25 protein-coding genes are annotated in these 25,561 nt (G+C 67.0%); 9 read left to right on the top strand and 16 right to left on the bottom strand.

The features are described 5' to 3' along the window. Nucleotides 1-42 precede the first annotated feature (42 nt). From C0J29_RS23565 to C0J29_RS23575, 3 genes are read right to left on the bottom strand one after another with little or no spacing between them, the layout of a single operon-like run. Complete coding sequence (locus C0J29_RS23565) at nt 43-672, bottom strand: class I SAM-dependent methyltransferase (RefSeq protein ID WP_120793714.1); 630 nt, start codon at nt 670-672, stop codon at nt 43-45. Then, complete coding sequence (locus C0J29_RS23570) at nt 669-1,361, bottom strand: TetR/AcrR family transcriptional regulator (RefSeq protein WP_120794928.1); 693 nt, start codon at nt 1,359-1,361, stop codon at nt 669-671. Before C0J29_RS23570 ends, C0J29_RS23565 begins: the two co-directional genes overlap by 4 nt. Nucleotides 1,362-1,368: 7 nt before the next feature. Then, nucleotides 1,369-3,732 (bottom strand): MMPL family transporter, encoded by a 2,364-nt coding sequence (locus C0J29_RS23575; protein ID WP_120794929.1) that lies wholly within the window; start codon nt 3,730-3,732, stop codon nt 1,369-1,371. A gap of 257 nt (nt 3,733-3,989) precedes the next feature. On the opposite strand from C0J29_RS23575, the gene C0J29_RS34525 reads away from it, so the two are divergent. Next, nucleotides 3,990-4,121 (top strand): hypothetical protein, encoded by a 132-nt coding sequence (locus C0J29_RS34525; RefSeq protein WP_120793715.1) that lies wholly within the window; start codon nt 3,990-3,992, stop codon nt 4,119-4,121. Nucleotides 4,122-4,338: 217 nt separating this feature from the next. Here the strand turns inward: C0J29_RS34525 and C0J29_RS23585 are convergent, their stop codons facing one another. Beyond that, nucleotides 4,339-5,091, bottom strand: coding sequence for a 3-hydroxyacyl-CoA dehydrogenase (locus C0J29_RS23585; RefSeq protein WP_065050124.1), 753 nt, complete (start codon nt 5,089-5,091; stop codon nt 4,339-4,341). A gap of 44 nt (nt 5,092-5,135) precedes the next feature. Beyond that, on the bottom strand, nt 5,136-6,212 hold the full coding sequence (locus tag C0J29_RS23590) for a CaiB/BaiF CoA transferase family protein (RefSeq protein ID WP_065050005.1): 1,077 nt from the start codon (nt 6,210-6,212) through the stop codon (nt 5,136-5,138). Nucleotides 6,213-6,318: 106 nt separating this feature from the next. On the opposite strand from C0J29_RS23590, the gene C0J29_RS23595 reads away from it, so the two are divergent. Continuing rightward, a complete protein-coding gene (locus C0J29_RS23595; RefSeq protein ID WP_120793716.1) occupies nt 6,319-7,131 on the top strand; it encodes an enoyl-CoA hydratase in 813 nt (270 codons plus the stop codon). Between the two features lie 84 nt (nt 7,132-7,215). Further along, the gene (locus tag C0J29_RS23600; RefSeq protein WP_162951634.1) at nt 7,216-8,571 is read left to right on the top strand and encodes a DUF2867 domain-containing protein; all 1,356 of its coding nucleotides are present in this window, start codon (nt 7,216-7,218) and stop codon (nt 8,569-8,571) included. Here C0J29_RS23600 and C0J29_RS23605 read toward each other — a convergent pair whose 3' ends face one another. Together C0J29_RS23605 and C0J29_RS23610 are read right to left on the bottom strand one after the other, a co-directional pair. After that, on the bottom strand, nt 8,572-9,297 hold the full coding sequence (locus C0J29_RS23605) for a CPBP family intramembrane glutamic endopeptidase (RefSeq protein ID WP_120793717.1): 726 nt from the start codon (nt 9,295-9,297) through the stop codon (nt 8,572-8,574). It abuts the gene before it with no gap. Continuing rightward, the gene (locus tag C0J29_RS23610) at nt 9,294-10,442 is read right to left on the bottom strand and encodes an NAD(P)H-binding protein (protein ID WP_065050000.1); all 1,149 of its coding nucleotides are present in this window, start codon (nt 10,440-10,442) and stop codon (nt 9,294-9,296) included. Before C0J29_RS23610 ends, C0J29_RS23605 begins: the two co-directional genes overlap by 4 nt. Before the next feature lie 157 nt (nt 10,443-10,599). Between C0J29_RS23610 and C0J29_RS23615 the strand changes: the two genes are divergently transcribed. Genes C0J29_RS23615 through C0J29_RS23625 form a run of 3 tightly spaced genes read left to right on the top strand, consistent with a single transcriptional unit; the run spans nt 10,600 to nt 13,258 of the window. Then, nucleotides 10,600-11,742 carry a type III polyketide synthase gene (locus tag C0J29_RS23615; protein WP_120793718.1) on the top strand — a complete coding sequence of 381 codons (1,143 nt, stop codon included), beginning with the start codon at nt 10,600-10,602 and terminating at the stop codon, nt 11,740-11,742. Further along, nucleotides 11,736-12,245, top strand: a complete 510-nt coding sequence (locus tag C0J29_RS23620; RefSeq protein ID WP_120793719.1) for an isoprenylcysteine carboxyl methyltransferase family protein — start codon at nt 11,736-11,738, stop codon at nt 12,243-12,245. The genes C0J29_RS23615 and C0J29_RS23620 overlap by 7 nt, the downstream gene beginning before the upstream one ends. After that, nucleotides 12,242-13,258 carry an NAD(P)/FAD-dependent oxidoreductase gene (locus C0J29_RS23625; protein WP_120793720.1) on the top strand — a complete coding sequence of 339 codons (1,017 nt, stop codon included), beginning with the start codon at nt 12,242-12,244 and terminating at the stop codon, nt 13,256-13,258. Before C0J29_RS23620 ends, C0J29_RS23625 begins: the two co-directional genes overlap by 4 nt. 90 nt (nt 13,259-13,348) lie before the next feature. Here C0J29_RS23625 and C0J29_RS23630 read toward each other — a convergent pair whose 3' ends face one another. The 3 genes from C0J29_RS23630 to C0J29_RS23640 all read right to left on the bottom strand — a co-directional run bounded on the left by C0J29_RS23630 (nt 13,349) and on the right by C0J29_RS23640 (nt 15,766). Beyond that, complete coding sequence (locus C0J29_RS23630) at nt 13,349-14,140, bottom strand: crotonase/enoyl-CoA hydratase family protein (protein ID WP_120793721.1); 792 nt, start codon at nt 14,138-14,140, stop codon at nt 13,349-13,351. Next, nucleotides 14,137-15,285 (bottom strand): thiolase family protein, encoded by a 1,149-nt coding sequence (locus C0J29_RS23635; protein WP_065049992.1) that lies wholly within the window; start codon nt 15,283-15,285, stop codon nt 14,137-14,139. Before C0J29_RS23635 ends, C0J29_RS23630 begins: the two co-directional genes overlap by 4 nt. Before the next feature lie 130 nt (nt 15,286-15,415). Beyond that, nucleotides 15,416-15,766 (bottom strand): nuclear transport factor 2 family protein, encoded by a 351-nt coding sequence (locus tag C0J29_RS23640; protein ID WP_120793722.1) that lies wholly within the window; start codon nt 15,764-15,766, stop codon nt 15,416-15,418. Nucleotides 15,767-15,855: 89 nt separating this feature from the next. Here C0J29_RS23640 and C0J29_RS23645 point away from each other — a divergent pair, with 89 nt between their 5' ends. Continuing rightward, a complete protein-coding gene (locus C0J29_RS23645; protein WP_120793723.1) occupies nt 15,856-16,674 on the top strand; it encodes a MerR family transcriptional regulator in 819 nt (272 codons plus the stop codon). After that, nucleotides 16,629-17,432 carry an SDR family oxidoreductase gene (locus C0J29_RS23650; RefSeq protein ID WP_242460528.1) on the top strand — a complete coding sequence of 268 codons (804 nt, stop codon included), beginning with the start codon at nt 16,629-16,631 and terminating at the stop codon, nt 17,430-17,432. The genes C0J29_RS23645 and C0J29_RS23650 overlap by 46 nt, the downstream gene beginning before the upstream one ends. A 16-nt stretch (nt 17,433-17,448) precedes the next feature. On the opposite strand, the gene C0J29_RS23655 is transcribed toward C0J29_RS23650, so the two are convergent. Together C0J29_RS23655 and C0J29_RS23660 are read right to left on the bottom strand one after the other, a co-directional pair. After that, a complete protein-coding gene (locus C0J29_RS23655) occupies nt 17,449-18,666 on the bottom strand; it encodes an RNA polymerase sigma factor (protein WP_120793724.1) in 1,218 nt (405 codons plus the stop codon). Nucleotides 18,667-18,680: 14 nt separating this feature from the next. Further along, nucleotides 18,681-19,031 carry a YciI family protein gene (locus C0J29_RS23660; protein ID WP_055579814.1) on the bottom strand — a complete coding sequence of 117 codons (351 nt, stop codon included), beginning with the start codon at nt 19,029-19,031 and terminating at the stop codon, nt 18,681-18,683. 241 nt (nt 19,032-19,272) lie between these two features. On the opposite strand from C0J29_RS23660, the gene C0J29_RS23665 reads away from it, so the two are divergent. Next, on the top strand, nt 19,273-20,475 hold the full coding sequence (locus C0J29_RS23665) for an IS110 family RNA-guided transposase (protein WP_208659329.1): 1,203 nt from the start codon (nt 19,273-19,275) through the stop codon (nt 20,473-20,475). 105 nt (nt 20,476-20,580) lie between these two features. Here the strand turns inward: C0J29_RS23665 and C0J29_RS23670 are convergent, their stop codons facing one another. The 4 genes from C0J29_RS23670 to C0J29_RS23685 form a co-directional block, all read right to left on the bottom strand. Further along, nucleotides 20,581-22,065 carry an aldehyde dehydrogenase family protein gene (locus C0J29_RS23670; protein WP_120793726.1) on the bottom strand — a complete coding sequence of 495 codons (1,485 nt, stop codon included), beginning with the start codon at nt 22,063-22,065 and terminating at the stop codon, nt 20,581-20,583. A gap of 110 nt (nt 22,066-22,175) precedes the next feature. Continuing rightward, nucleotides 22,176-23,393, bottom strand: a complete 1,218-nt coding sequence (locus tag C0J29_RS23675) for a cytochrome P450 (protein WP_120793727.1) — start codon at nt 23,391-23,393, stop codon at nt 22,176-22,178. Further along, on the bottom strand, nt 23,393-24,394 hold the full coding sequence (locus C0J29_RS23680) for an SDR family oxidoreductase (protein ID WP_120793728.1): 1,002 nt from the start codon (nt 24,392-24,394) through the stop codon (nt 23,393-23,395). Before C0J29_RS23680 ends, C0J29_RS23675 begins: the two co-directional genes overlap by 1 nt. Next, nucleotides 24,387-25,541 carry a spirocyclase AveC family protein gene (locus C0J29_RS23685; RefSeq protein WP_120793729.1) on the bottom strand — a complete coding sequence of 385 codons (1,155 nt, stop codon included), beginning with the start codon at nt 25,539-25,541 and terminating at the stop codon, nt 24,387-24,389. Before C0J29_RS23685 ends, C0J29_RS23680 begins: the two co-directional genes overlap by 8 nt. Nucleotides 25,542-25,561: the final 20 nt, after the last annotated feature.

The raw sequence follows: 25,561 nt of genomic DNA on the forward strand, positions 1-25,561 counted from the left end.
ACGCTCGGCGATGGGCGATTGACGCGATTGACCAGAGGGCCGCTACGGGCGGTGCGCCCGGCCCAGAGCCAACTCCGACACCGGCAGCGGCGCCCAGGCCGGTAACGTCCACTCCCGCCGCGCCCGGTGCACCTCGAATCCGGCGTCGACGATCGCCCGCTCGGTGTCGCGGTGCGTGTGGCAGTTGCCCATCACCCGGGGCCAGAAGGTCGCATCGACGAATCGCTGGTATCGGCCCCGGACGCCGGCACTGGCGATGTGCTCCAGATACCGCAGCTCCCCGCCCGGCCGAAGCAGCGAATGCAGCCGGCGCAGCACGCCGACCTGGTCGTGCACCGAGCACAACACCAGCGAACAGACCACGGCGTCAAAGGGTTCGACGTCGCCGATCTCCTCGGCGGTTTCGTGCGTCACCACCACCGGAATCGGCGCCTCGGCGGCCGCTTGCCTGGCGATGTCCATGAGCCGCGGTTCGGGCTCCACGGCGAGCACGTGCGTGACGGCATCCGGGTAGTAGGCGAAGTTGGTCCCGCTGCCGGCACCGATTTCGAGCACCCGGCCCGACAGGCCGGCCAGGTTCTCCCGGCGCAGCGCACGAACTGACTCGGCTTCGTGGGCGGCGAAGACGGGCCACACGCGGGCGAAGAAGGGATTGTCGACGCTCGGCGTCATGTCTGTGCTTCCTGTGCGGGGTGCTGCTCTCGCACCCAATCCACCAACCGCTGGGACGTTGCATCGGCGCCGACGAGCCCGGCCACCATATGACCGCACAGTACCGCGCCCAAAAACCGTTCGGCGAACGCGTCGACGTCACCGAACGGCAGATGCGGCTTGGCGATCAGAATCGCGGCCACGCCGTGCGCGGCGGTCCACAGTTCCAGCGCGATCATGGTCGGGTCATCGGTGCGGTAGACGCCCTCGTCCATCAGCGACTGAACCGAGGCCCGGATGTGCCTGAATGCCGAACTGTCCAGTGCCATATCGACATTGCTGCCGGGACGCCACTCGCCCATGGTGGCCAGCCGGTACAGCTCCGGAGTCTGCAGCGCGAATCGCACGTAGGCCATGCCCTGGGCCCGAAGTACCTCGAGGGTGCCGCTGCGCCCGACTGCCGCCCCCTCCATCGCCTCGTCGAGTCCGGCCAGGTATCGCGCGCATACGGCATCCAGCAACGCATTCTTGTCCTGGAAGTGCAGGTAGATCGACGGCGACGTGACACCGACGCGTTGTGCGACCGATCGAATCGACACCGCCCGCACTTGCCCGGTCTCCAGCAGCAATTCGGTTGCCGCATCCAGGATTTCGTGACGTAGCCGGTCGCCGGACCCGCGTGGGGCACGCTGGCGCCGCAGCCCGTGCACCGATACGTCAACCACGGCGCGTCACCGACGCGTGGACGTCCCGCCCGTTGCGCTGGGACGGCATCTTGGCGGTATCGGCCTCGCTCGGCACGCGATGGCCGGCGACCTCGGCGGGCGCTTCCAGGTCGCCGCCCTCACTGATGCCGAACCGCTCATGCAGCCACACCAGCGGCTTGGGCGCCCACCAGTTCCACCTGCCCATCACGTGCATGAACGCCGGGACCAGGACCATTCGCACCAAGGTCGCGTCGGCGATCACCGCGAGCGTCAGGCCCAGCCCGAACATCCGCATGAAGGACACGTGGGCGGCGATCAGCGCCGCGAACGACATCGACATCACCAGCGCGGCCGCGGTGATCACCCGTCCGGTGCGGGCAACGCCCAGCGCGACGCTTTCGTCGTTGGCGGCGTGCGCGTGCGCCGGGGTCGGTGTGGCGGGCCGGGCCGCCCCCGATGCCAGCCAGTACTCCCGGATACGGGAGACCAGGAACACCTCGTAGTCCATCGATAACCCGAACGCGATGCAGAACAGCAGTACCGGCATGTTGGCGACCAGCGTCCCGCTCGGGGTGGTACCCAACGCGCCGAGGTGGCCGTCCTGGAAGATCCACACCAACGCGCCGAACGCCGCACTCAGCGAAAGCATGTTGAGCACCAGAGCCTTCAACGGCAGCACCACGCTCCCGGTCAGCAGGAACAACAGGATGAAGGTCACGGCGGCCATCAACCCGAGGACCAGCGGCAGGCGGTCGGTCACCGCGTCGACGCTGTCCCGGTTCACCTGCGCGACACCGGCCATCTCCACATTGCGCCCGCCCGGCGTGGCCACTTGATGCAACCGCTTCAGCTGGTTGTCCGAGGCTTGCGAGAACAGTGGCGCGGTGCTGCTCACGGTCAGCAGAGCGCTGCCGTCGGTCATCCCGGTGGCCCCTACCGGCGGGCCGGACGGCTTGCCACCGATGAACGTCCCGGTCGGGGCGGACACCGCCGACACATCGGGCACCAGTGACAGTCCGGCCGCGTATTGACTGAGGTCGTCGGGCGTCAGACCGCGCGCGTCGGGAACGACGACCGGCACGGCGGTGGCCGAGTCGCGCGCGAAGTTGTCGCGCAGCTGGTTGCCGACCTGATGCGCCGACGCCGAGGTCGGTAACACCCGGTCGTCCGGGAATCCCCATTTCACCGAGAAGAACGGCAGCCCGAGCAGCAGCAACAGCGCTACGACGGCCGAACCGATCGGCAGCCAGTAGCGCATCACGAACTTGCTCGAGCGGTACCAGAACAACTGCTCGACCGGCTTGTGCACCGGTTCGGGGCGCCGAAAGACGCGACGCAGCAGGCGTCGTACGTCGAACGCGTCGATCCGCGAACCCATCAGCACGATGGCAGCCGGGGTGACCACGATGGACGCGGTCGCGACGAATGCCACCGTCGCCACACCGGCGTAGGCGAACGACTTGAGGAAGTACATCGGGAAGGCCACCGTCGCGGCCATCGACAAAGCCACGGTGACGGCCGAGAACAGCACGGTGCGCCCGGAGGTGGCCATGGTGCGGATCAGCGCCTGTTCGCGATCACAACCCTCGGCCAGCTCGTCGCGGTAGCGGCTGATGATCAGCAGGGTGTAGTCGATGGCCAGCGCCAGGCCCAGTGCGGTACTGAGGTTCAGTGCGAAGATCGACACCTCGGTGGTGAAGGTGACCAGTCGCAGCACCGACATCGACCCGACCACGGCCAGCGCCCCCAGTGCCATCGGTAGCGCCGCCGTCAGCAACCCACCGAACACCCACACCAGCACCACGAAGCTGAACGGGATGGCGATCATCTCCATGACCAGCAGGTCGGCCTGGTTCTGCTTGTTGATCTGCGCGTATTCCATCGCCGAGCCGCCCGCTTGGACGGTGACGCCGTCGTGGTCGTGAACGAACTGGTCGGCCAGGGTCTGGGCGTTCTTCTGTGCGTCGTTCTCGCCGCCCTTGAGGTTGACGACGATCAATCCGGACTTGCCGTCCTTGCTGATCAGGTCGGCGGCGGCTTCGGGGGGCGCGGTCCAGGGAGAGGTGGTGTTGTACACCAGCGGCGACTTCTTGAGCTGCTCGACCAGGTCGGTGCCCGCAGTGCGGGCCTGGTCACTTCTGGCTCCTCCGGGCGCGGTGACCAGAATCAGCATCTGCTGACCGCTTTGGCCGAACTTGTCGGTCAATTGCGTGATGGCGCGCGCCGACTCCGAGTTGGGGTCCTGGAAGCCGCCCGGGGAGAGGCTGTTGGCGACTGGGATGCCGAAGACCGCGGCGGCGATGAAGACCAGTAAGGCGATGCCGATGATGCGTCGCGGAGCCGCGATGACCAGTCGAGCGATCCCCTGCAGCATGTTGTGTCCCTCCGGCCGGCCGGCGCGGGCCGTCCCGAGCAACCGCACACCTATCGGCGCTAACTTAGCAACGCTAACTTACAAGTGTCAAACAAGACCCCTGCTGTACTACGAGCGCTGGTGGGAGATGGTTCAACCGTGCGGGAAATGGGTAATCTGGTGCGTCGCGGCGGCACCCTACCCACCGGTAAGAATTGCCACCATTTTCCGAATCGTGACTCACCGATTCCTTAATGCAGGCTCTTACAGTCAATGTCATGTGGATCGACGACTCGAGTGCCGACGTCATCAAGGCTGACTTCGAAGCTCTCTACCACGGCGACATGCTCGTCGAGGGTGAGTGCTCCGAGCAGTTCGAAGACTGGCAACCCCTGCCGACAGCGAGCTGAGGTAAACACCATGGGCGTAATTGCACGATTACTGATGGCCGAACCCACCGTCTCCCGATGGTTTCGTCGATAGCCACCTAGTGGTTCCGATGTAAGCCCCCCGCGTTCTGCGGGGGGCTTCTTCGGTTTTGGGGGGGCGGACCTGCCCGCCGACCTCGTAAATCTGCAGTAAGAGCGCGAGTGCGCCTCTACCGAAACACAGGCTCGACGAACAGACCTACCGCGGCGCCATCCGGATCGCGCCGTCCAGACGGATCACCTCGCCGTTGAGCATCGGGTTTTCGATGATGTGAACCGCCAGCGCGCCGTACTCGTCCGGGTCGCCCAGCCGTGCCGGGTGCGGAACCTGCTTGCCGAGGGACTTCTGTGCTTCCTCGGGCAACGAGCCCAGCAGCGGGGTCTTGAACAGCCCCGGCGCGATGGTCACCACGCGGATGAGTTCGCGCGAAAGGTCCCGGGCGATCGGCAGCGTCATGCCCACGACACCGCCCTTGGACGCCGAGTAGGCGGCCTGGCCGATCTGGCCGTCGAACGCGGCGACCGACGCGGTATTGATGATCACGCCCCGCTCTTCGCCGACCGGCTCGGTCTTGGCGATGCGCTCGGCGGCCAGACGCAGCACGTTGAACGTGCCGATCAGGTTGACCTCGACCACCTTCTTGAAGCCCTTGAGCGGGAAGGGTCCGTCCTTGGACAGCGTCTTGATGGCGTTGCCGATGCCGGCGCAGTTGACGTTGATTCGCACCGGGCCCAGCGACTCGGCCAGATCCAGCGCCTTTGCGACGCCATCCTCGTCGGTGACATCGGTCTGGGCGAAATGCGCGCGGTCGCCCAGTTCGGCCACCGCTTCCTCACCGCGCAGGTCGAGCACCACTACTTGCGCCCCGGCGTCGAGCAGTCGTTTCGTGGTGGCCAGGCCCAAGCCCGACGCTCCCCCGGTGACGACTGCGACGGCGTCCCTGATCTCCACGCCCATATCCCTTCCGTTGGTCCCAACCTACTGGTTGGTTGGGACTATACCCAGTCCGAGAGAATCGCTTCGATGTCCCCCACCGCTTGCGCCAGGTGCGGCGTGTCGGCCGGGGTGCGGGAGAACCGCGGGGCCGGCATCGGCTGCAGGTGGCCGTTGACCTCGTACAACGTGCCGCGCTCGGCAATGTGCGGTTCAGAATTGGCCTCGCCGAACGCCAGCACCGGGGTCACACAGGCGTCCGAGTCGGCAAACACCTTGGCCCAGTGGTCGCGGTCGCGGCTGCCGAACGCCTCGACCAGCAATGCCCGCAGCTCGGGCCAGCGCGCGACGTCGTTCTGCGGGGGCAGGGCGGCCGCATCCAGTCCCAGGCCCTGAATCATGGCGGCATAGAACTGCGGTTCGATGGCACCGACGGCGACGTAGCGCCCGTCTGCGCACTCATAGGTGTCGTAGTAGGGCGCGCCGCCGTCGAGCATGTTGGTGCCCCGCGCGTCGGTCCACATACCCGAGGACCGCATCTGCCACATCATCTGCACCAGCACGCTGGATCCGTCGACCATCGCGGCGTCGACCACCTGTCCCTTGCCCGAGGTCTGCCGCTCCCACAGCGCCGACAGGATGCCGAGCAGCAGGAACATCGAGCCGCCACCGAAGTCGCCGACCAGGTTCAGCGGCGGCACCGGCCGCTCGCCGGCCCGGCCGATCGAGTGCAGGATGCCGTTCAGCGAGATGTAGTTGATGTCGTGACCGGCCTGCTGGCTGCGCGGGCCGGTCTGGCCCCAGCCGGTCATCCGTCCGTAGACCAGCCGCTCGTTGACCTTGGCGCAGTCCTCGGGGCCCAGACCGAGCCGCTCGGTGACGCCCGGGCGATAGCCCTCAATCAGCACGTCGGCCTTCGCGACGAGCTTGAGGACCAGGTCGCGGCCCTCGGCGGACTTGAGATCGGCGGTGACGATGCGCCGGTTGCGGCTCATCGCGTCCTTGACCGGACCGCCGGGACCGGGGCGGTCCACCCGAACCACGTCGGCGCCGAGGTCGCCCAGGATCATGGCGGCATGCGGGCCCGGCCCGATTCCCGCCAACTCGACAACACGTAAACCACTCAGCGGTCCCGCCATGGGTGCACCGACCTTTCGTCCGCTCTGACGCCCTAACAACCGGTTGATTGCATCTTCGCAGCCGCCGCGGGCGACCATGCATCCCGGGTCACTTACTGTGAATCCCATGTCCAAATCCGGAATTGCCGCTCTCGCCCCCGTCGCCGGCCTTGACGTCGACCTGACCGACGGCGTGCTGTCGCTGACGATCAACCGACCCGACAGCCTCAACTCGCTGATCATTCCGGTCATCACCGGTCTGGCCGACGCGATGGAGGCCGCCGCCACCGACCCCGCGGTGCGGGTGGTGCGACTCGGCGGCGCCGGTCGCGGCTTCAGTTCCGGAGCCGGCATCAGCGCCGACGACATGTCCAGCGGCGGCGGCGTTCCCCCGGACGAGATCATCCTGGAAATCAACCGTCTGGTCCGGGCGATCACCACGTTGCCGCACCCGGTGGTTGCCGTCGTGCAGGGACCGGCGGCCGGCGTCGGCGTATCTATCGCCCTGTCTTGCGACGTCGTATTGGCTTCGGAGAAGGCATTTTTCATGCTCGCCTTCACGAAGATCGGCTTGATGCCCGACGGCGGCGCGTCGGCTCTGGTCGCTGCCGCGGTGGGCCGGATCAGGGCCATGCGGATGGCGCTGCTGCCCGAGCGGCTCACAGCGACCGAGGCGCTGTCGTGGGGTCTGGTGAGCGCGGTCTATCCGGCCGACGACTTCGACGCCGAAGTGGACAAAGTGGTCACGCGCTTGCTGACCGGCCCGGCCGTGGCGTACGCCAAGACCAAGACCGCGATCAACGCGGCCACCCTCACCGAGCTGAACCCCACCCTCCAGCGGGAGTTCGAAGGTCAACGCGGCCTGCTGCAGGCGCCCGACTTCAAAGAAGGGACCCGGGCATTCCAGGAACGCCGCTCGCCCAACTTCACCGACTCTTGAAAAGCAGGATTATCAATCCACACTTGCGTGTACTCCGAATAATTGGTGAACGTGAGCGAACGGGGTGCTGTGGCGGCTGAACCGATGCATTGCTTAGTGACCGGGGCGACCGGTTACATCGGCGCGCGGCTGGTGCCGCGCCTACTAGAGGCGGGTCATCGCGTGCGCGCGCTGGCACGTAACCCCGGCAAGCTGGACGGGGTGCCGTGGCGACCGGACGTCGAGGTGGCGCGCGGTGACCTCGGCGACGCCGATTCATTGGTCGAGGCATTCGACGGAATCGACGTCGTCTACTACCTGGTGCACTCGATGGGCGGCGGGGCAAAGGATTTCGCAGCCGAGGAGGAACGCGCGGTACGCAACGTCGTTACGGCCGCGCGTCAGGCCGGAGTGCGTCGCATCGTGTACCTGAGCGGCCTGCATCCCGAGGGCAAGGAGCTCTCCCCGCACCTGCGGTCGCGGAAGGCGGTCGGCGATCACCTGATCGAGTCCGGCATCGAGACGCTGGTGCTGCAAGCCGGCGTGGTCGTCGGGGCCGGCAGCGCGTCGTTCGAGATGATCCGGCACCTGACCGACCGGCTGCCGGTGATGACCACCCCGAAGTGGGTGCACAACAAGATTCAGCCCATCGCGGTACGCGACGTGCTGTACTACCTCGTCGCCGCGGCGACGGCGCCGGTGCCGTCTTCGCGCACCTGGGACATCGGCGGTCCCGACGTGCTGGAATACGGCGACATGATGCGGATCTACGCCGAGGTCGCGCGGCTGCACAAGCGCTACCTGATCGTGCTGCCGTTTCTGACACCGACGATCGCGAGCCTGTGGGTGGGCACCGTGACACCGATCCCGCCCGGATTGGCGCGCCCGCTGATCGAGTCGCTGGAGTGCGACGCGGTGATGCACAACTCCGACGTCGACTCGATCATCGAGCGACCTCCCGGCGGGCTGACCGGATACCGTCGCGCCGTCGCGGTGGCACTCAATCGCGCCTTCGCGGGCCTGCCCGACCCGACCTGGGACTCGCTGGAGTCCGAGCCGGCCGAACTGTTGCCCAGCGACCCGGACTGGGCCGGCGAGATCATCTTCGACGACGTGCAGACCACCACGACCTCGGCCGGGCCCGACGAACTGTGGAAGGCAGCGGAGAACGCCGCCAACCGCGGCCGGTGGTACTCGTTTCCGCTGGCGCCGCGACGCCGCTATTCGGCCACCCGGTGGAGCGTCGCGGCGAGCGAACCGGGCGAGAAGCTGCGACTACGGGCGGAAGTCCGCGCGCCCGGCCAGGCCTGGCTGGAGCTGACGACCGCGCCGGGCAAATACACCCAGCGGGCGATCTTCTACCCTCGCGGCATCCCCGGCCGGCTGTACTGGTTCCTGTTCAAGCCGCTGCACGCCGCCGAACTTCGAAAGCTGGCGCGCGAGGTCGGCGCCGGCCAATAGCTATAAAACGCCGAACATCGGTGGCAGTGCCAGCACCATGATCAGGCCCCAGACGAAGTGGGTCAGCATGGGAGCGAGCACGCCGCCGGTCGCGCGGCGCGACAGCGCGTTCACGGTTCCCAGAATCACTCCGGCGAATCCGAGCATCGGGTTACCACTGGCCATGGTCGCGGCGACATACAACACCGTCGAGATCGCCACCGGATGGTGGCGTCCCAGCGCGGTGTAGAGCGCACCGCGGAAGAACACCTCTTCGGTGACCCCGTTGACCACCGTGATCAGCACGATCAGCAGAAACGGCCCCTGGTGTGCGTACTGCAGGACGCGGGTGATCCAGGCGTCGATCGGCTGGATCTCCCGGACGATCAGGCCACCGACCACGAAGATGGCGCCGAGGACGAGGCCGATCGTGGTGCCGGTGATCACCGGACGCTGGTTGCGTCCGCGCCAGCAGATCCCGCCCAGGTGCAGCGGGCCGGACGCCAACGCGCCGAGCAACCACACCGCCGCCAACGCCAGCGTCAGCCAGTAGAAGCTGGCCTCGCCGGGCCGGGTCCGCAGCGAGACGCCCAGGATGGCGGCGCCGAGCACCAGCGTGATCGCGACGACAATGCGACGGCGCAACACGACCCGTGGCGGCTCGTGATGCGGCACCGCGACGTTGACGATCGCGCGGCGGATCTCCTGGATGGCACTGGTGCGGTTGGGTGTAGCGGTTTGGGTCATGCCGTGCGGATCCTCGGGGTGAGCGTTAGCAGGATGTCCAGGCTGGTACGCAACGCACCGGCAAGGGGGCCGGGGACGATGTTAACCAGTCGCAGGGTGGGCCGCACGATCGGCGGCGTGATGGTCCGGGCGAGTCGGCGGATGCGTAAGGCATCGCCGCCTGCCCAGATCGGGTCGGTATCGGCGAGGTGGTGCGGGTCGGCGAGCGCGCTGACCGGCCGGGGCGGGTGCTCGGTGTGGCCGCTCAGCGCCAGCGAAATCGCCTCGTCGATGCCCAACAAACCGCCCAGCGGGTCCGGCACCTTGTTCTGCAAGCCGCTGCCGGACGCGCGCATCGGATGTTCCAGCGACTCCACCAGATCCCCTGCCAGGGCACTGGGCACCGGGAGCGCTATCGCGGCGAACAGCGAGGCCATCGAGGTGTCGATGCCGGGCACGCGACATGCGGCGTGCCAGCGGCCGGAAATCCGGGCGTACCTCTTGAGTAGGTCCCGGTAGGACGTGCTCTCCGGCCCACTGATGTCATAAGCGCCGGCCGGAACAAGGTCCGGGTCGGCCGCGGCCACCAGGTAGTGCAGGACATCGCGGATCGAGATCGGGTCGAGGGGGTTGTGCATCCAGCTCGGCATCGGCATGACTGGGAACCGGTCGCCGACGTAACGCAGGATCTCGAATGACGTCGACCCCGCCCCGATGATCAGCGCCGCCCCCAGCCACACCAACTCCGGACCGTTCTCGACCGTCAGGGACTCGGCGACCTCGGCCCGGCTGGTCAGGTGCTCGGACAACGCTCCGTCGTCGGGCACGAACCCGCCCAGGTAGACGATGCGGCGCACGCCGGCGTCGCGAGCCGCGGTGGCGACGTTGGTGGCGGCGGTGTTGTCGGCTTCGCGGAAGTTGGCCTGACCGATCCCGTGCACCAGGTAATACACCACGTCAACCTGCCCGGCTGACTCGAAGGCCGCCTGCACCGACGCGGGGTCCGAAGCGTCCAACCTGACCGTCTTGACCTCATCTGACCACCCAAAGCGCTTGAGGCTGTTCGGGTTTCGGCTGGCAGCCACCACCTCGTGGTCCTCCGCCAGCAACGCTGTGACCAGACGTGACCCCACATAGCCGGTGGCGCCTGTCACCAGAATCCGCATTGTTCCAACCTAACTGTCGCGTTCGGGGCCTTGAAAGGGCCTTGAAGGACGAAAAGGCCCACGTTGCAAGGCAACTGTCCCCAGTCAGGTACCCCAACCAGGGCGTCCGCAAATCGGTGCAGGTCAATCCTGTTTCTGAGCCTGCTTCTAGGCCCTGATGAACCGGCGCGGCGGTGACACCGTGACTGGCTACATGAACATCACTTCAAGGGGAGATTCGGCACGTCCCGGCGCGCGGACACCAGTTGCCGAGAACACGCCGTCCGTGGCCGGGGTTGCCGTGCAGTTTCCGCGGCACCTCAACAGCCAGGAGGACACCATCGCGGCACTCACCGACTTCGCCGGCCCGGAATTCCGGCGTTTCGCGATGAGCAGCGGCGTCGAGTCCCGTCACACCGCGCTGCCGCTGTCGCGCTACGCGAACCTGAGTGGTTTCAGCGAGGCCAACGACGCCTTCATCGGGGTTGCGCTGGAGCTGGCCGAACAGGCGCTGCTGCAGGCGCTGGACCAGGCCGGGGTGCATCCGTCGGAGGTCGACATCGTCTTCTCGACGACCGTCACCGGCCTGGCGGTGCCGACGCTGGAGGCGCGGCTGGCCAAGCGGGTGGGGTTGCGGCAGGACGTCAAACGTGTCCCGCTGTTCGGCCTGGGCTGTGTCGCCGGCGCGGCCGGCGTGGCGCGCATGCACGACTATCTGCGCGCTTTTCCGGACCAGGTCGGCGTGCTGTTGGCGGTCGAGTTATGTTCTCTGACCATTCAGCGCGAAGATAACTCCGTGGCCAATCTTGTGGCATCCAGCCTTTTCGGTGACGGCGCGGCCGCCGTCGTGGCGACGGGTGCCCGCCGCGGCAGTAGTGGTGCCACTGCAGGCCCGAGGGTGCTGGCCACCCGCAGCCGCATCTACCCCGATACCGAAGAGGTGATGGGCTGGAACATCGGCAGTGACGGATTTCGCATCGTGCTTTCGGCCGACGTGGCGACGGTGGCCGAGAAATACCTCGGTGACGACGTGCGCACGTTCCTCGCCGACCATGGGTTGACCCCCGAGGACGTGTCGACCTGGGTGTGCCACCCGGGCGGGCCGCGGGTGATCGAAGCGGTGGAAAAGGGGTTGGGACTGCCCGGCGATGCGCTGGATCACACTCGGAAGTCATTGCGCGACAACGGCAATTTGTCATCGGTGTCGGTCCTCGATGTGCTCGGCGCCAATATGGCCGATCCCCCGCCGGCCGGTTCGATCGGGCTGATGATCGCAATGGGGCCGGCCTTCTGCTCGGAATTGGTGCTGCTGCGATGGTAGGACCGTATTACCTTCTGATCCTCGCGGTCGTAGTCGAACGCCTGGCCGAGCTGGTGGTGTCGCGGCGCAACGCAAAATGGTCATTTGCCCAGGGCGGCAAAGAGTTCGGCCGGTCGCACTACGTCGTCATGGTCATCCTGCACACCGCCTTGCTGGTGGGTTGCCTGGTCGAGCCGTCGGCTCTGCACCGTCCGTTCATCCCATGGCTGGGCTGGTCGATGGTGGTGGTGCTGGCGTTGTGCCAGGCTCTGCGCTGGTGGTGCATCACCTCGCTGGGCAAGCGGTGGAACACCCGGGTGATCGTGCTGCCCCACGAACCGCTGGTGAAGAAGGGCCCCTACCGGTTCCTGCACCACCCGAATTATGTTGCGGTGGTGGTCGAAGGCGTCGCGTTGCCGATGGTGCACACCGCCTGGCTGACCGCGACTATCTTCACGCTGGCCAATGCGGCGCTGCTGACGGTCCGGTTGCGGGTCGAGAACTCGGTGCTGGGTTACGCATGACAAATTTCGACGCCGACCTGCTGGTGGTCGGGGGTGGACCCGGTGGCCTGGCCACCGCGTTACACGCTCGCGCGCAAGGGCTTTCGGTGATCGTGGCCGAGCCCCGGGAAGGGCCGATCGACAAGGCGTGCGGGGAAGGGTTGATGCCCGGCGGTCTGGCCGAACTGACCGGCCTCGGCGTGGATCCGGCGGGTATGCCGTTCCGCGGAATCGCTTATGCCAGTGCCCATCGACGGGCCGAAGCGCTGTTCAAGACCGGTCCGGGGCGCGGCGTCCGGCGCACCACGCTGCACGCGGCGCTGGAGGCGCGGGCCAAAGAGGTTGACACCGAATGGATTCGGACGAAGGTGAGCGCCGTCGAGCAGGATGCGCACGGCGTGTCGGCCGCGGGCGTCCGAGCCAGGTGGCTGGTCGGCGCCGACGGTCTGCACTCGACGGTGCGTCGCGCCGTCGGAATCGCCGCGACGCGCGGCACCCCGCGACGGCACGGATTGCGCTGGCACTACCGGGTTCCGGCCTGGTCGGAGTTCGTCGAGGTGCACTGGTCGCGGTGGGGCGAGGCGTACGTGACGCCGGTGGAACCGGATCTGGTGGGCGTGGCGATCCTGTCCCGTCAGCGTCCCGAACTTGACTGGTTCCCCTGGCTGGCAAGGCATTTGGAGGGCGCTGATCGTACGGCCGCGCGCGGTTGCGGCCCGCTTCGGCAGGTGGTCTCCCGCCGGGTGGCCGGCCGGGTGCTGCTGGTCGGCGATGCCGCCGGCTACGAAGACGCGCTCACGGGTGAGGGCATCAGCCTCGCCGTCAAACAGGCCGCCGTCGCGATCGGTGCTCTCGTCGATGACACCCCGCAGGCCTATGAGCGCTCATGGCACCGGGTGACCCGCGATTACCGGCTGCTCACCCGGGGTCTGGTGCTGGCCAGCACCCCTCGCGTGGTGCGCCGCGCCCTGGTCCCGGCCTGCACCGCGCTGCCGCCCTTGTTCCAGTGGGGCGTCAACGTGCTCGCCTCCTGACCCACGGCGAGCAGACGCGAAATCGCACGATTTGATCCCAAATCGTGCGATTTCACGTCTGCTCGGCAGGGCCCGCGTCAGCGGGTCTGGCTAGCGCGACTTCCAGACTGGCTCGCGCTTCTCGGCGAACGCCAGCGGGCCTTCCCGGGCGTCCTCCGACCTGATCAGCGAACGCATTTCGCGCATGGTGCGGTCCCAGCCCACTTCCTCGGCGGTGATCACACCCTCGTCGACGCCGTAGGCGATGCGCTTACTGGCCTGCACCGACAGCGGCGCATTGCCGGTCACCCGCGCGGCCAAGGTCAGGGCGGCATCCAGCACCGAACCCTCCTTGACCACCTGGTTGATCAGGCCCCACTCGTAGGCGTCCGACGCAGTCAGCGGTTCGCCGGTCAACAGCAGTTCCATCGCGACCTTGTGCGGCAGCTGGTCCATGATCCGGAACACGCCGCCGGCGGCGGCGATCAGTCCGCGCTTGACCTCGGGCAGCCCGAACTGAGCGCGCTCGTCGGCCACCACCAGGTCACTGGCCAGCGCCAATTCGGTGCCCCCGCCCAGCGCCGTCCCGTTGACCGCCGCGATGGTGGGCTTGTCGACGAAGTGATGCACGTAGCCGGCGAAGCCCCACTCCGGACGGTCCGGGTGGTAGATGTTCTCCCGCCGCGAGATCGCCTTGAGGTCCGCACCGGCGCAGAACGACTTGTCGCCCGCGCCGGTGATCACCACCGCCCGCACCTCGGGATCCTGCTGGGCTTCCTCCAGCGCGTTACCGACTCGGATGCTGACCGCGCCGTTGACCGCGTTGCGGGCTTCGGGCCGGTTGATGGTGATGATCATGACGTTCCCGCGGCGCTCGACCAGAGCGCCGGGAGCGTCCGTCACAGCAATTCCAGGATGGTGGCGTTGGCCTGGCCGCCACCCTCGCACATGGTCTGCAGGCCGTAACGAATTCCCTTGTCCCGCATGTGGTACAGCAGCGTGGTCATGATGCGGGCACCGGAGCCGCCGAGCGGGTGACCGAGCGCGATCGCCCCGCCGTTGGGGTTCAGCTTGGTCTCGTCGGCGCCGATGTCCTTGAGCCAGGCCAGCGGAACCGGCGCGAACGCCTCGTTGACCTCGTAGGCGCCGATGTCGCCGATGGACAGGCCGGAGCGCTTGAGCACCTTCTGGGTGGCCGGGATGGGCGCGGTCAGCATGATCACCGGGTCGGCCCCGGCCAGAGTCGCGGTGTGCACCTTGGCGATCGGCTTCATGCCCAGTTCCTTGGCCTTCTCCGCCGACATGAACAGCAGCGCGGCCGAACCGTCGGAGATCTGCGAGGAGTTGCCCGCGTGGATCACGCCGTCCTCCTTGAACGCCGGCTTCAGCGACGCCATCTTCTCCATCGGGGTGCCGCGGCGGATGCCCTCGTCCTTCAGAATCACGTTCCCGTCGCCGTCTTTGATACCGACGATCTGGTCGTCAAAAGCACCGGCATCCTGTGCGGCAGCAGCCTTTTCGTGAGAGTCGAGGGAGAACTGGTCCAGGTCGAGGCGGGACAGACCCCACTGCTCGGCGATCATCTCCGCGCCAATGCCCTGGTTGGGGATCCTGCCTTCGTAGCGGTTCAGGAAGCTCTCCGGGTAGGGCCGCCCGCCGTTGGCCAGGGACGCGCCCATCGGGGTACGCGACATCGATTCCACGCCACCGGCGACGACGACGTCGTAGTGACCGGCAATCACGCCGGCGGCGGCGAAGTGCACTGACTGCTGGCTGGAACCACACTGGCGGTCTACGGTCACGCCGGGCACGGTCTCTGGCCAACCTGCGGCCAGCAGCGCGGTGCGGCCGATGTCGAGAGCCTGCTCACCGGCTTGCATGACGCAGCCCCAGATGACGTCGTCGACGAGTTCGGGGTCGACGCCGGCCTTAGTGACCAAACCGTTGAGGACCTGCGCAGACAGGTCGGCCGGGTGCACCCCGGACAGCCCGCCGTTGCGCTTGCCGACGGCGGAACGTACTGCTTCGACGATGACTGCTTCAGCCATGAGATGTCTCCTTTGACAAAATTAATTACTTAGATTGTCAACCATCCGGTTGGGAGGGCGCGGAGCGGGGTGGCTTCTCGTGGTGAAACGCTGCTTGCGACCCGCGAGGCGGATTGGGCAGACTGCGTCGTCAGTCGCGGTTGAGGACGATGAACAGGCCGCCGATCAGGTCGTCGCGAACCACGAGGTAATTGGTGAGGACGAGTTCCTCGGGCAGGCCGGTTTTGTCGAAATCGCCGCCGACCCGGGTACGGAGCACCATCAGGCCGGACCTTTCATCCGTGTCCAACACCTCCATGGTCACCCGGTCACCGACGATCTCCGTGGCCACCCAGTCGCGAATGGACTCGGGATCGGCGAACTCCCGCTGATTGTCGTTGACCAGCGCGTCGGGGGCGAATGTTCGGACCACGGCATCGACATCGAAAGCGTTAACCGCGTCCACGAAACGTTGAGCGGCGGAGTGCGTTTGAGTAGTCATGCGACCAGCGTGACCGCCTTCACCGCCGGAGAGTCAAGGCGGGCTGTCGGCCTTGACTCTCCCGCAACGGGAGACTTCACAATGACCCAATGACCACTGGTATATCGATCGGCGACTTTTCCCGGATGACGCAGTTGCCGGTCAAGACCCTGCGTCACTATCACGACGTCGGACTGCTCGAACCGCATCGGGTCGATCCGGCCACCGGCTACCGGTACTACAGCAGCGATCAGGCGCCGACCGCTCAGGTCATCCGCCGGTTGCGCGAGCTCGGCATGCCGTTGGCCGACGTCCGCGCCGTCCTCGTCTCCGCGCCGGCCGACCGGAACGCACTCATCAGCGATCACTTGGCAAGACTGGAAAACCAGCTCGCCGCAACCCGCAGTGCCGTCAAGTCTCTGCGGGCCATCCTCGAAGCCCCGGCCCCGGAGTCGCGGATCGAACACCGCACCGTCGCTGAAACCGAGACCGCGGCGATCACCGCGACCGTGGATCGCGACGATCTGCTGACCTGGTGGCAGGGTGCGGTGGGCGAATTGCGGGCGACGGTGCAGGCCGACCGTGTGCTCACTCCGACCGGCGCTCTGGGGGCATTGTTCGACTTCGAAATCTTCGCCGGCGACCGCGGCGGGACGACCGTTTTCCTGCCGGTCGACGGCCCGGTGCGGCCAATCGGACGGGTGGTGCCAATGACCGTGCCAGCGGCCGAGTTGGCGGTGATCTCACACCGAGGCCCGCACGACGACGTCGACATCCACTACAGCGCACTCGGCGAATACGCGACCCGTCACGAGATCAGCATCGAGGGCCCGCTGCGCGAGTACTACGACCGATTCTATTGGGACACCGACGATTCCGCGCAATGGGTCACGTCGCTGTGCTGGCCGGTCTTCCGGGCCGACGCATGACCGCACTGCAAGGACGACGCGCGGTCGTCACCGGGGCCACGAAAGGGACGGGCGCCCCGGTAACCGCCTGGCTGCGATCGCGGGGCGCCCGCGTCATCGCCGTGGCCCGCCATCGCGGCTCGGAGACAGAAGATTTCGTCGCAGCGGACCTGTCCTCGCCGGCCGGAGCGCAGCAGGTGGCCGCTGCGGTCCGCGACCGCGGCGGACTCGACATCCTGGTGCATGTGGCAGGTGGATCCCGGACTCCGTCGGGCGGCTTCGCCGCCCTCGACGACCGGGACTGGGCCGACGAACTCAACCTCAACCTCATGGCCGCGGTACGTCTGGATCGTGCGCTGCTGCCGACGATGATCGAGGCGGGTTCGGGGTGCGTCGTGCATATCGGTTCCATTCAGAGCCGGATGCCCCTGTTCGACGGCACTCTGGGGTACGCAGCAGCCAAGGCTGCCCTGCGCGCCCACAGCAAGGGGTTGTCGAACGAGCTGGCACCTAAGGGCATTCGCGTCAACACGGTGTCACCGGGCTTCATCCAGACCGAGGCCGCCGAGGATCTGGTCGACCGGATCGCCGCTGCGGGCAACGGGGACCGCGACGCCGCCCTGCAGTCACTGATGAGCGCGCTTGGCGGCATTCCGCTGGGCCGGCCTGCCCGGCCGGACGAAATAGCTGCGGTCGTCGGCTTTCTCGTCTCCGATGCCGCGGCCGCGGTAGTGGGTGCCGACATCGTGGTCGACGGCGGCACCGTCCCGACCGTGTGAACGGCATCGGCCCGGATCAGATGCTTGCCTGCCACTCGGCGATCCGCCGCTCGCGATACCGGCGCTCCGGCGCGGCGACCGCCTCGGTGAGCGACGCCTGCGTCGCCTCCACCGCTTCGGCGAATCTTCCTTCCCGGGAGAGCAATTCACCGCGTACCGCATGCCAGCGCTGGTCCGGTTCCAGGGGCGCCAGCGCCTGCAATCCCGCTGCGGGCCCGTCTCGTTCGGCGAGCGCGACGGCTCGGGCCAGGGCCACGGGAGCACTCGGCCGCACCGACATGAGCAGGTCGTAAAGCCGGACGATTTCGGTCCAGTCGGTGGCCCGATACGACGCGGCCCGGGCGTGCTCTGCGGCGATGGCGGCCTGCAGCTGGTAGGGGTCGGCGACCGCGCCGGTGCGCCGCAGCGAGTCGTTGAGCAGCCCGAACGCCTCGGTGATGGCATCGGTGTCCCACAGCGAGCGGTCCTGCTCGGACAGCGGGATCGGCTCCCCCGCCCCGTCCACCCGCGCGGCCCGCCGGGATTCGGTCAGCAACTGCAATGCCAGCACCGCCATCGGGGAGGGTTCATCGGGCATCAGGTTGTGCACCAGGCGCGAGAGTCGCAGCGCCTCGCGGGTGCCGTCGACGTCGGTCAGCCGGTCACCGCCCGCCGGGGTGTGCGCGATGGTGTAGGACGCGTGCAACACCGCGCACACCGCCGCCAGCCGGGCGGGCAATTCTTCGTCGGCCGGCACCCGGTACGGAATCGCCGCGGTGGCAATCTTTTTCCGCGTCCGGGTCAGCCGCTTGGCTACGGCGGCTTCGCTGGTCAACAGCACCGCCGCGATCTGCGCCGGGGACAGGCCGCACAGGGTGCGCAGTGCCAGCGTCACCTGGGCCTCCAAGCCGAGCGCCGGATGACAGCAGGTGAAGATCAGCCGCAACCGGTCGTCGGCCACCACGCTCTCGGGCGGCAGGTCGGGTACCGCGAGTTCCACGCTGGCACGCTCCTTCTGCGCCCGGGCGCCTTCCCGGCGCAGCAGGTCGATGGCAACCCGGCGCGCGGTCACCGTGAGCCAGGCGCGTGGTTCGTCGGGCACCCCGGTGCGGGGCCACTCCCGCAGAGCCCGCAGCGCGGCTTCCTGCACCGCGTCTTCGGCGATGACCAGCGAGCCGACCGTCCGGATGAGGGTCGCCAGAATGCGGGTGCCCTCCATCCGGACGGTTTCGGCGAGTGCGTCGTCGGTATCCATCACCGACCGGATGACTAACCGCCGAATTCGATGACGGGACGCACTTCGACGGCGCCGTCCCAGGCCGCCGGGATCTCGGCCGCGATGCGCAGCGCTTCGTCCAGGTCGGCGGCCTCGATCAGGTAGAACCCGGTCAGGGCCTCCTTGGTCTCGGCGTAGGGGCCGTCGCTGGTGACGACGTCGCCGCCGCGGGCGCCGCTGACCCGCACGGTGGTCGCGGTGCCGGTGGGATAGAGCGCGGCGCCGCCGCGGATCGCGGCACCGTGATCTTGGCCGAATTTCATGTATTCGGCCATGTCACCGGCTTGTTCAGGGGCCGACCAGTCGACGTCCCTGGTGTAGGTGAGTGCGGCGTATTGCGGCATGGTGTCCTTACCTTTCTTGAAGGGTGGTCGTTGCCCTTAGCTCTAGGCTTCGAATTGCCCAGGGACGTCGGGTATGGCTTGCATGTGGTTGCTGTATTTGATGGCCGAGGAGGATTGGCCGCCCGTCGTCCCGCAACGACTCGACCGCTAATTGAGAGATGCGATTTGATCGCTGTGTAAGGACACGTCGGCGTGGTCGTCTGCTGGGTTGGTAGCGATGACAACGATCACGGAGGTGGCTGTGAGACAACAAGTCTGGGCCGGTGTTGACGCCGGTAAATCCGACCACCATTGCGTGGTCATAAACGTCGAAGGGATTCAGCTGCTGTCGCAACGCGTCGTTAACGACGAAACGGCGCTGCTGGATCTGATTGGAGCCGTGACGGCGCTGGCCGACGGCGGTGACATTACGTGGGCGATCGACCTCAACGCCGGCGGCGCCGCGTTGCTGATTACCTTGCTCATCGCCTCCGAGCAGCGGTTGCTCTACATTCCCGGCCGCACCGTCTACCACGCCTCGGCCGGCTATCGCGGCGACGGCAAAACCGACGCCAAAGACGCCGCCGTCATCGCCGACCAAGCCCGGATGCGCCGTGATCTGCAGCCGCTGCGGCCCGGCGATGACATCGCCGTCGAGCTGCGCATCCTTTCCAGCCGGCGCACCGATCTGGTCGCCGATCGAACCCGGGCGATCAACCGGCTGCGAGCCCAGCTGCTGGAATACTTCCCCGTTTTGGAGCGCGCCTTTGACTACAGCACCAGCAAGGCCGCACTGATCCTGCTGACCGGCTACCAGACCCCCGACGGGCTGCGCCGCGCAGGCCCTGCCCGGCTGACGGCCTGGCTTGCTAAACGCAAGGCGCGCAACGCCTCTGCCGTCGCAGCCAAAGCCATCGAGGCCGCCAACGCCCAGCACAGCATCGTGCCTGGTCAAAACCTCGCCGCCACCATGATCGCCCGGCTGGCCAAGGAGGTGATGGCCCTCGACACCGAGATTGGCGCGACTGAGACGATGATCGAGGACCGATTTCGCCGCCACCGCCACGCCGAGATCATCGTGAGCATGCCCGGCTTCGGCGTCGTGCTCGGCGCCGAATTCCTCGCCGCCACCGGAGGCGAATTGAGCGCCTTCGACTCCGTCGACCGCCTGGCCGGCGTGTCCGGGCTGGCACCAGTACCGCGCGATTCCGGGCGCATCAGCGGCAACCGCAAACGCCCCCGCCGCTACGACCGTCGCCTGCTGCGCGCCTGCTATCTGTCCGCCCAGATCGCCATCCGCACCGATACACCCTCGCGCAACTACTACGACCGCAAAAGATCCGAAGGCAAAACCCATACCCAAGCCGTCCTCGCCTTGGCCCGCCGACGCCTCAACGTCCTCTGGGCCATGCTGCGCGACCATCGGCCCTATCAACCCACCGCGCCTAACACTGCGGCGGCTTGACAACTTCATTGAGATTCCTCCTGTACCGATCATGATCCGGGTCTTTCCCGATCTCACCAAGAGGACGATTGCGCAGGGCCCGATCAGGACACCCGGCCCGAAAATTTATCCGACCGGGTAGCCCACCGACTTGATCTCGGTGTACTGGTCGAACCCGGCGATGCCGTTCTGCCGTCCGACGCCGCTCTGCTTGTAGCCGCCGAACGGTACGTCGGCGCCGTACGGGGCACCGCCGTTGACGCCGATGAAGCCGGCCTTGATCCGGCGCGCCACCGCCAGCGAGTGCTCCAGCGAACCCGACATCACGTTGCCGGCCAGGCCGTAGACGCTGTCGTTGGCAATGCGGATCGCGTCCTCCTCGTCGTCGAACGGAATGACCGAGAGCACCGGGCCGAAGATCTCCTCCTGCGCGATGGTCATGGAGTTGTCGACGTCGACGAAAAGTGTTGGGCGGACGAAGAATCCCTTGTCGAAGCCGGTGGGCGCGTCCGGCCCGCCGACCAGCGCGGTGGCGCCTTCTTCGACGCCCTTGCGGATGTAGCCCATGACGCGGTCGCGTTGCCGCTCCGAAATCACCGGGCCGCACAGGGTTCCGGGGTCCTGGGGGTCACCGCAGGTGACGTTCTCGTAGATGCTCTTGAGGATCGCGACACCTTCGTCGTAGCGCGACCGCGGCAGCAGCATCCGGGTGGGGTTGGCACAGCCCTGACCGGCGTGCATGCACGGGGCGATGCCGATGGCGCAGGCCAGTCCGAAGTCGGCGTCTTCGAGAACGATGGTGGCCGACTTGCCGCCCAGCTCGAGGAACAGCCGCTTCATCGTGGCCGCGCCTTTTTCCATGATCCGTTTGCCCACCACCGTCGAGCCGGTGAATGAGATCAGGTCGACCTTGGGCGACAGCGTAAGCTCTTCTCCGACAAAGTGATCGGACGCCGTGACGACGTTGACCACGCCGGCGGGAATGTCGGTCTTCTCGGCGATCATCCGGCCCAGCCGGGTGGCGTTGAACGGGGTATTGGGCGCCGGCTTGAGCACGACGGTATTGCCGGTGCCCAGTGCCTGGCCGAGCTTGTTGACAGTCACCTCGAACGGGAAGTTCCACGGGACGATGGCGCCGACCACACCCACCGGCTCCCGCCATTGCCTGATGGAGGTGTTGGCGCCGGTGAGGCTGATCACCCGGTCGCCGAGATCGGTTTCCCACGGGTAGTCGTCGATGAGCCGGGCCGGGTACTTCAGCCCGTCTTGGAGCGGGGCGTCCAGCTGCGGGCCGAAGGTGATCGCGCGCGGCGACCCGACCTCGAGGATGAGCTCCTCGCGCAGCTCCTCCTTCTCCTCCTCGATCGCGTCGTGCAGCTGCAGCAGACAGCGCTTGCGCAACTCGCGGTTGGTCGACCAGTCGGTCTCGTCGAAGGCGCGCCGGGCGGCGTCGATGGCCCGGTGCATGTCTTCCTTGGAGGCGTCGGCGACTTCACCGAGGGACTCCTCGGTGGCCGGATTGATATTGGTGAACGTGCCGGCCTGGCCGTCGACGAGCTTGCCGTCGATCATCATCTTCGGCTCGAACCGGACCTTTACAGTGTCAGCCATATTTGTTCAGCTCTCTTTTGACAAGGCGCTGGTGAGAGCGCCGGGACGTAAACGGCCACCCGCTAGACAGTAACTCTACGGTGAGGCTTACCGGAAAGCACCCGGTTGGTTTACTGCGGATCGAACAGCACCGGCACCGACGTCGGCGACCGAAAGACCTGCCCGCGGATATGCGGGTCGTCGGCGTCGGGATCCAGCCGCAGGTTCGGCAGGCGGTCGAGCAGCAGGTTGATCGCGGTCCGCATCTCCAGCCGGGCCAGATGCATGCCCAGGCAGACGTGGACGCCGTGTCCCCAGCCCAGGTGCGCCCGCGCCTGCCGGTGGATGTCGAACGTGTCCGGATTCGGATACCGATCTTCCTGCCGGTTCGCCGAACCCAGCATCGGCATCACGGTGGCGCCGGCCGGGATCGCCACCCCGCCGAGCTCGGTGTCGCGGGTGGCCACCCGGGTGATGGTCAGCAATGGCGGCTCCCAGCGCACACCCTCTTCGATCGCCTGCGGCAGCAGCGACCGGTCCGCCCGGATCGCGTCCAGCTGTGCGGGATCCGACAGCAGTGCCAGCAGCAGGTTGCCCAACGACCGGTAGGTCGTCTCCACTCCGGCGGGTAGCAGCAGCCGCAGGAACGAGAAGATCTCCTCGTCCGCGAGCTTTTGTCCGTCGATCTCGGCCGCGGCCAGGGCGCTGATCAGATCGTCTTTCGGTTCGGCGCGCCGGGCTTCGAGGATGGGTGCGAAGTATTCGCACAACGCCGCTGCGGCCGCGAGCCCACGTTCCGGGTTCATCAACCAACTCAGCAGCGAGATCGACCACCGCTGGAACTGGGGGTAGTCCTGCTCGGGCAGGCCCAACAGGCCGGCGATGATCTGGCTCGGGTAGTCGAAGGTGAACTCCTTCACCAGGTCGGCTCTGCCGTTGGACGCGAAGTTGTCGATCAGGCTGTTCGCCACCCGCGCCACCAGTTCGTCCTGCCACCGTGCCAATGACTTCTGCGAGAAGGCTTTTGACACCAGTGACCGCAGCCGGCCGTGCACCGGCTCGTCCATCCCGAGCATCACGCCTTCGCCGAGCACCGGGCCGAATGCGGCGATGACGGCCGCCGAGGAGAACGTCTTGTTGTCGCGCAACATCTGCTGGACGTCCTCGTGGCGATACACGATGAACATCGGCAGCGACTCCTCGTGCGGCAGCGCCCCGGAGGTTTCCAGGCGCTGCACGGGTTCCTCGCGGCGCAGCCGCGCCAACTCGGTGTACGGGTCGCGCACGTCACCGGAGATGGCGTCATCGAAGGCGCCGAAATCTTCCAGATCGTCGAATAGTTGTTCCATTACTGCCTTTCACTCCCCTGGTTACGCTTCGCCACCAACGACGCCACCCGCTGCAGCACCGGCTGCGGCACCACGCGCGCGGTGAATACCATCGCCCGCTGCGCGGCCGTCAACGGATATGCCCCGTCCCGCATCGAACCCTGCTTCGGTATGCCCAGCACGATCCGGGAGACCTGGTGCATGCCCGCGGCGGGCAGAACCCTGTTCAGCGCCAACAACATTGAGGCGTCCGGGCCTACCCCGCGGCGACGGAACGGCCTGGTGTCGCCGAGCGCCTTGAGCAGCCCGTCGGTGAACCGTTCGGGTGGTCTGGCCAGTTTCATCGCTAACCGGCCTCGGGTGTTCATGGTCTGGTGCACGCGGGCGTACGGTCCGCCGAGATCGCGGTTGTCGGTGGTGCCGGCGTCGGTGATGATCTCCGTGTCGTAGGTGCCGGCCACCAACACCGTGACACCGAGACCGAATGGAGCGATCTCGCATGCCATCGACTCGCCCCAGCGCTCAAGGGCCCCCTTCGCCGCCGAGTACGGCGCGGTGGCCGGTTGGCCCCGAACCCCGGCAGCGCTGGATACCAGCACGATGCGACCCTCGCCGGCTGCCCGCATCGACGGCAGCAGCGCCTGGGTCAGCAGGACGGGGCCGAGGACGCTGGTGGCGAACATCTTCTGCCACAACGCCCTATCGGTCTCTTCGACCACTCCGGCCGCCGAGATGCCGGCGTTGTGCACCAATGCGTAGGGTGTCCCGACGGTCTCTTCGATGGCCTTGGCAGCGGCCGTGATCGACGCGGGGTCGGTGAGGTCCAGCTGCACCGGGACTAACCGGTCCAGCCGGTCCACGTCTTGGGCCGCGCCGGTTGCCTGCTGTAGCAACGGGAGTGCGCGGTCCGGGTCGCGCATGGCCGCGACCACCCGCCACCCCTCGCGGTACAGGCGCACTGCCGAAGCGAAACCCAGCCCGCGCGATGCACCGGTGATGACGACGGTGCGGGGCTCAGCCATTCTTGCCCGGCTGTTGATTCTTGTCGGCGCAAGCACCTTGACCCGGCGGAGGCGGCTCGACGTGCGGGCGCCCGTTGGGCTCCCCGCTCGCCCAGGTCGACCAGATGCCGACCGAATGCGGCCCTGGCGCCCCCGCCTGCTCGTAAAACCCTTGTGGATCATAAACTTTGGCCTCGGGGAACGGCCACGGGCAGGCCACCGAGGTCGCCGCGTGGCTCACCTTGATGGCCCAGAACCAGGCCCCGTAGGCGAAATACGACACGTTGATGATGGCGAACATCACCAGGAACGTGCCCAGCACCGGTCGGCTCGGGAAGACCTTCGCTTTGGCGGCCAGCTTCTCCGCCACCGATTTGCCGGTGTCGTCCCGATAACAGAGGATCGCCGCAGGCACCATCACGAACGTCACCGAGAACGACTCCCAGATGAGTGGGAACTGGAAGGTGGTTCCGGTGAACACCGATCCCCACGGGATCACCTGCGAATAGATGTACATGCCCCAGTGGATCAGCGTGTTCTCCAGGAACGCGTCCATGACGAAGCCGATCACACACGTGATCAGGCCCAGGCTGACCAGCGGATGCTTCGACACGAAATGCGTTGGCCCACCTCTGGCCTGCAGTTTGCGCAGGATCCATACCGCCGGAAAGTAAGGGCCGAAATAGAACATCACGTAGCCGAACACCACGAACGGTTCCACGGTCGGCGACAGGGACACCAACGGCCAGGACTCGGGCCAGTGGATGAGATCGGGGTTGTAGACCGCGAACGGTGACCAGTTCATGATCGGGTCTTGCCAGACGATCAACGTCGTGCACAGGAACATCAGCATCGCCGGACTGCCCGGATTCCGCCGCCAGCCCCTGATGAAGACAATCAGCAGCACGACCAGGGCCACCGCGGTGGCGCTGTCCAGAAACGTGATGTAGTCCAAGCCGAACGTGAACTCGACAGGACGCGGCCGGCCCTGCACATTGGGATTGGCCACCCGGGGGTCAAGGGCGGTGCGGCAGTTCGCGATGAAGAACAACGCGAACGCCGCCAGCGCTGCACCGGCGATCCAGCCGCCCCAGCCTCGCTTCGTGGCCCGCCGTGGGCTCGCCGATTGTTGCTCGGCGGCAACCGGTATGGATTGCTCAGTGCTCATCGCCACGTCCCCACTTTCCG

The sequence above is a fragment of the Mycobacterium paragordonae genome, from assembly GCF_003614435.1.
Taxonomy (GTDB): domain Bacteria; phylum Actinomycetota; class Actinomycetes; order Mycobacteriales; family Mycobacteriaceae; genus Mycobacterium; species Mycobacterium paragordonae.

Bases quoted from the DNA above. Each gene is read 5' to 3' on its own strand.
- C0J29_RS23565 (WP_120793714.1), bottom strand. From the start codon at position 672: ATGACGCCGAGCGTCGACAATCCCTTCTTCGCCCGCGTGTGGCCCGTC.
- C0J29_RS23575 (WP_120794929.1), bottom strand. From the start codon at position 3,732: ATGCTGCAGGGGATCGCTCGACTGGTCATCGCGGCTCCGCGACGCATC.
- C0J29_RS34525 (WP_120793715.1), top strand. From the start codon at position 3,990: ATGTGGATCGACGACTCGAGTGCCGACGTCATCAAGGCTGACTTCGAA.
- C0J29_RS23590 (WP_065050005.1), bottom strand. From the start codon at position 6,212: ATGGCGGGACCGCTGAGTGGTTTACGTGTTGTCGAGTTGGCGGGAATC.
- C0J29_RS23595 (WP_120793716.1), top strand. From the start codon at position 6,319: ATGTCCAAATCCGGAATTGCCGCTCTCGCCCCCGTCGCCGGCCTTGAC.
- C0J29_RS23600 (WP_162951634.1), top strand. From the start codon at position 7,216: ATGCATTGCTTAGTGACCGGGGCGACCGGTTACATCGGCGCGCGGCTG.
- C0J29_RS23605 (WP_120793717.1), bottom strand. From the start codon at position 9,297: ATGACCCAAACCGCTACACCCAACCGCACCAGTGCCATCCAGGAGATC.
- C0J29_RS23610 (WP_065050000.1), bottom strand. From the start codon at position 10,442: ATGCGGATTCTGGTGACAGGCGCCACCGGCTATGTGGGGTCACGTCTG.
- C0J29_RS23615 (WP_120793718.1), top strand. From the start codon at position 10,600: ATGAACCGGCGCGGCGGTGACACCGTGACTGGCTACATGAACATCACT.
- C0J29_RS23620 (WP_120793719.1), top strand. From the start codon at position 11,736: ATGGTAGGACCGTATTACCTTCTGATCCTCGCGGTCGTAGTCGAACGC.
- C0J29_RS23625 (WP_120793720.1), top strand. From the start codon at position 12,242: ATGACAAATTTCGACGCCGACCTGCTGGTGGTCGGGGGTGGACCCGGT.
- C0J29_RS23635 (WP_065049992.1), bottom strand. From the start codon at position 15,285: ATGGCTGAAGCAGTCATCGTCGAAGCAGTACGTTCCGCCGTCGGCAAG.
- C0J29_RS23640 (WP_120793722.1), bottom strand. From the start codon at position 15,766: ATGACTACTCAAACGCACTCCGCCGCTCAACGTTTCGTGGACGCGGTT.
- C0J29_RS23645 (WP_120793723.1), top strand. From the start codon at position 15,856: ATGACCACTGGTATATCGATCGGCGACTTTTCCCGGATGACGCAGTTG.
- C0J29_RS23650 (WP_242460528.1), top strand. From the start codon at position 16,629: ATGGGTCACGTCGCTGTGCTGGCCGGTCTTCCGGGCCGACGCATGACC.
- C0J29_RS23655 (WP_120793724.1), bottom strand. From the start codon at position 18,666: ATGGATACCGACGACGCACTCGCCGAAACCGTCCGGATGGAGGGCACC.
- C0J29_RS23660 (WP_055579814.1), bottom strand. From the start codon at position 19,031: ATGCCGCAATACGCCGCACTCACCTACACCAGGGACGTCGACTGGTCG.
- C0J29_RS23670 (WP_120793726.1), bottom strand. From the start codon at position 22,065: ATGGCTGACACTGTAAAGGTCCGGTTCGAGCCGAAGATGATGATCGAC.
- C0J29_RS23675 (WP_120793727.1), bottom strand. From the start codon at position 23,393: ATGGAACAACTATTCGACGATCTGGAAGATTTCGGCGCCTTCGATGAC.
- C0J29_RS23680 (WP_120793728.1), bottom strand. From the start codon at position 24,394: ATGGCTGAGCCCCGCACCGTCGTCATCACCGGTGCATCGCGCGGGCTG.
- C0J29_RS23685 (WP_120793729.1), bottom strand. From the start codon at position 25,541: ATGAGCACTGAGCAATCCATACCGGTTGCCGCCGAGCAACAATCGGCG.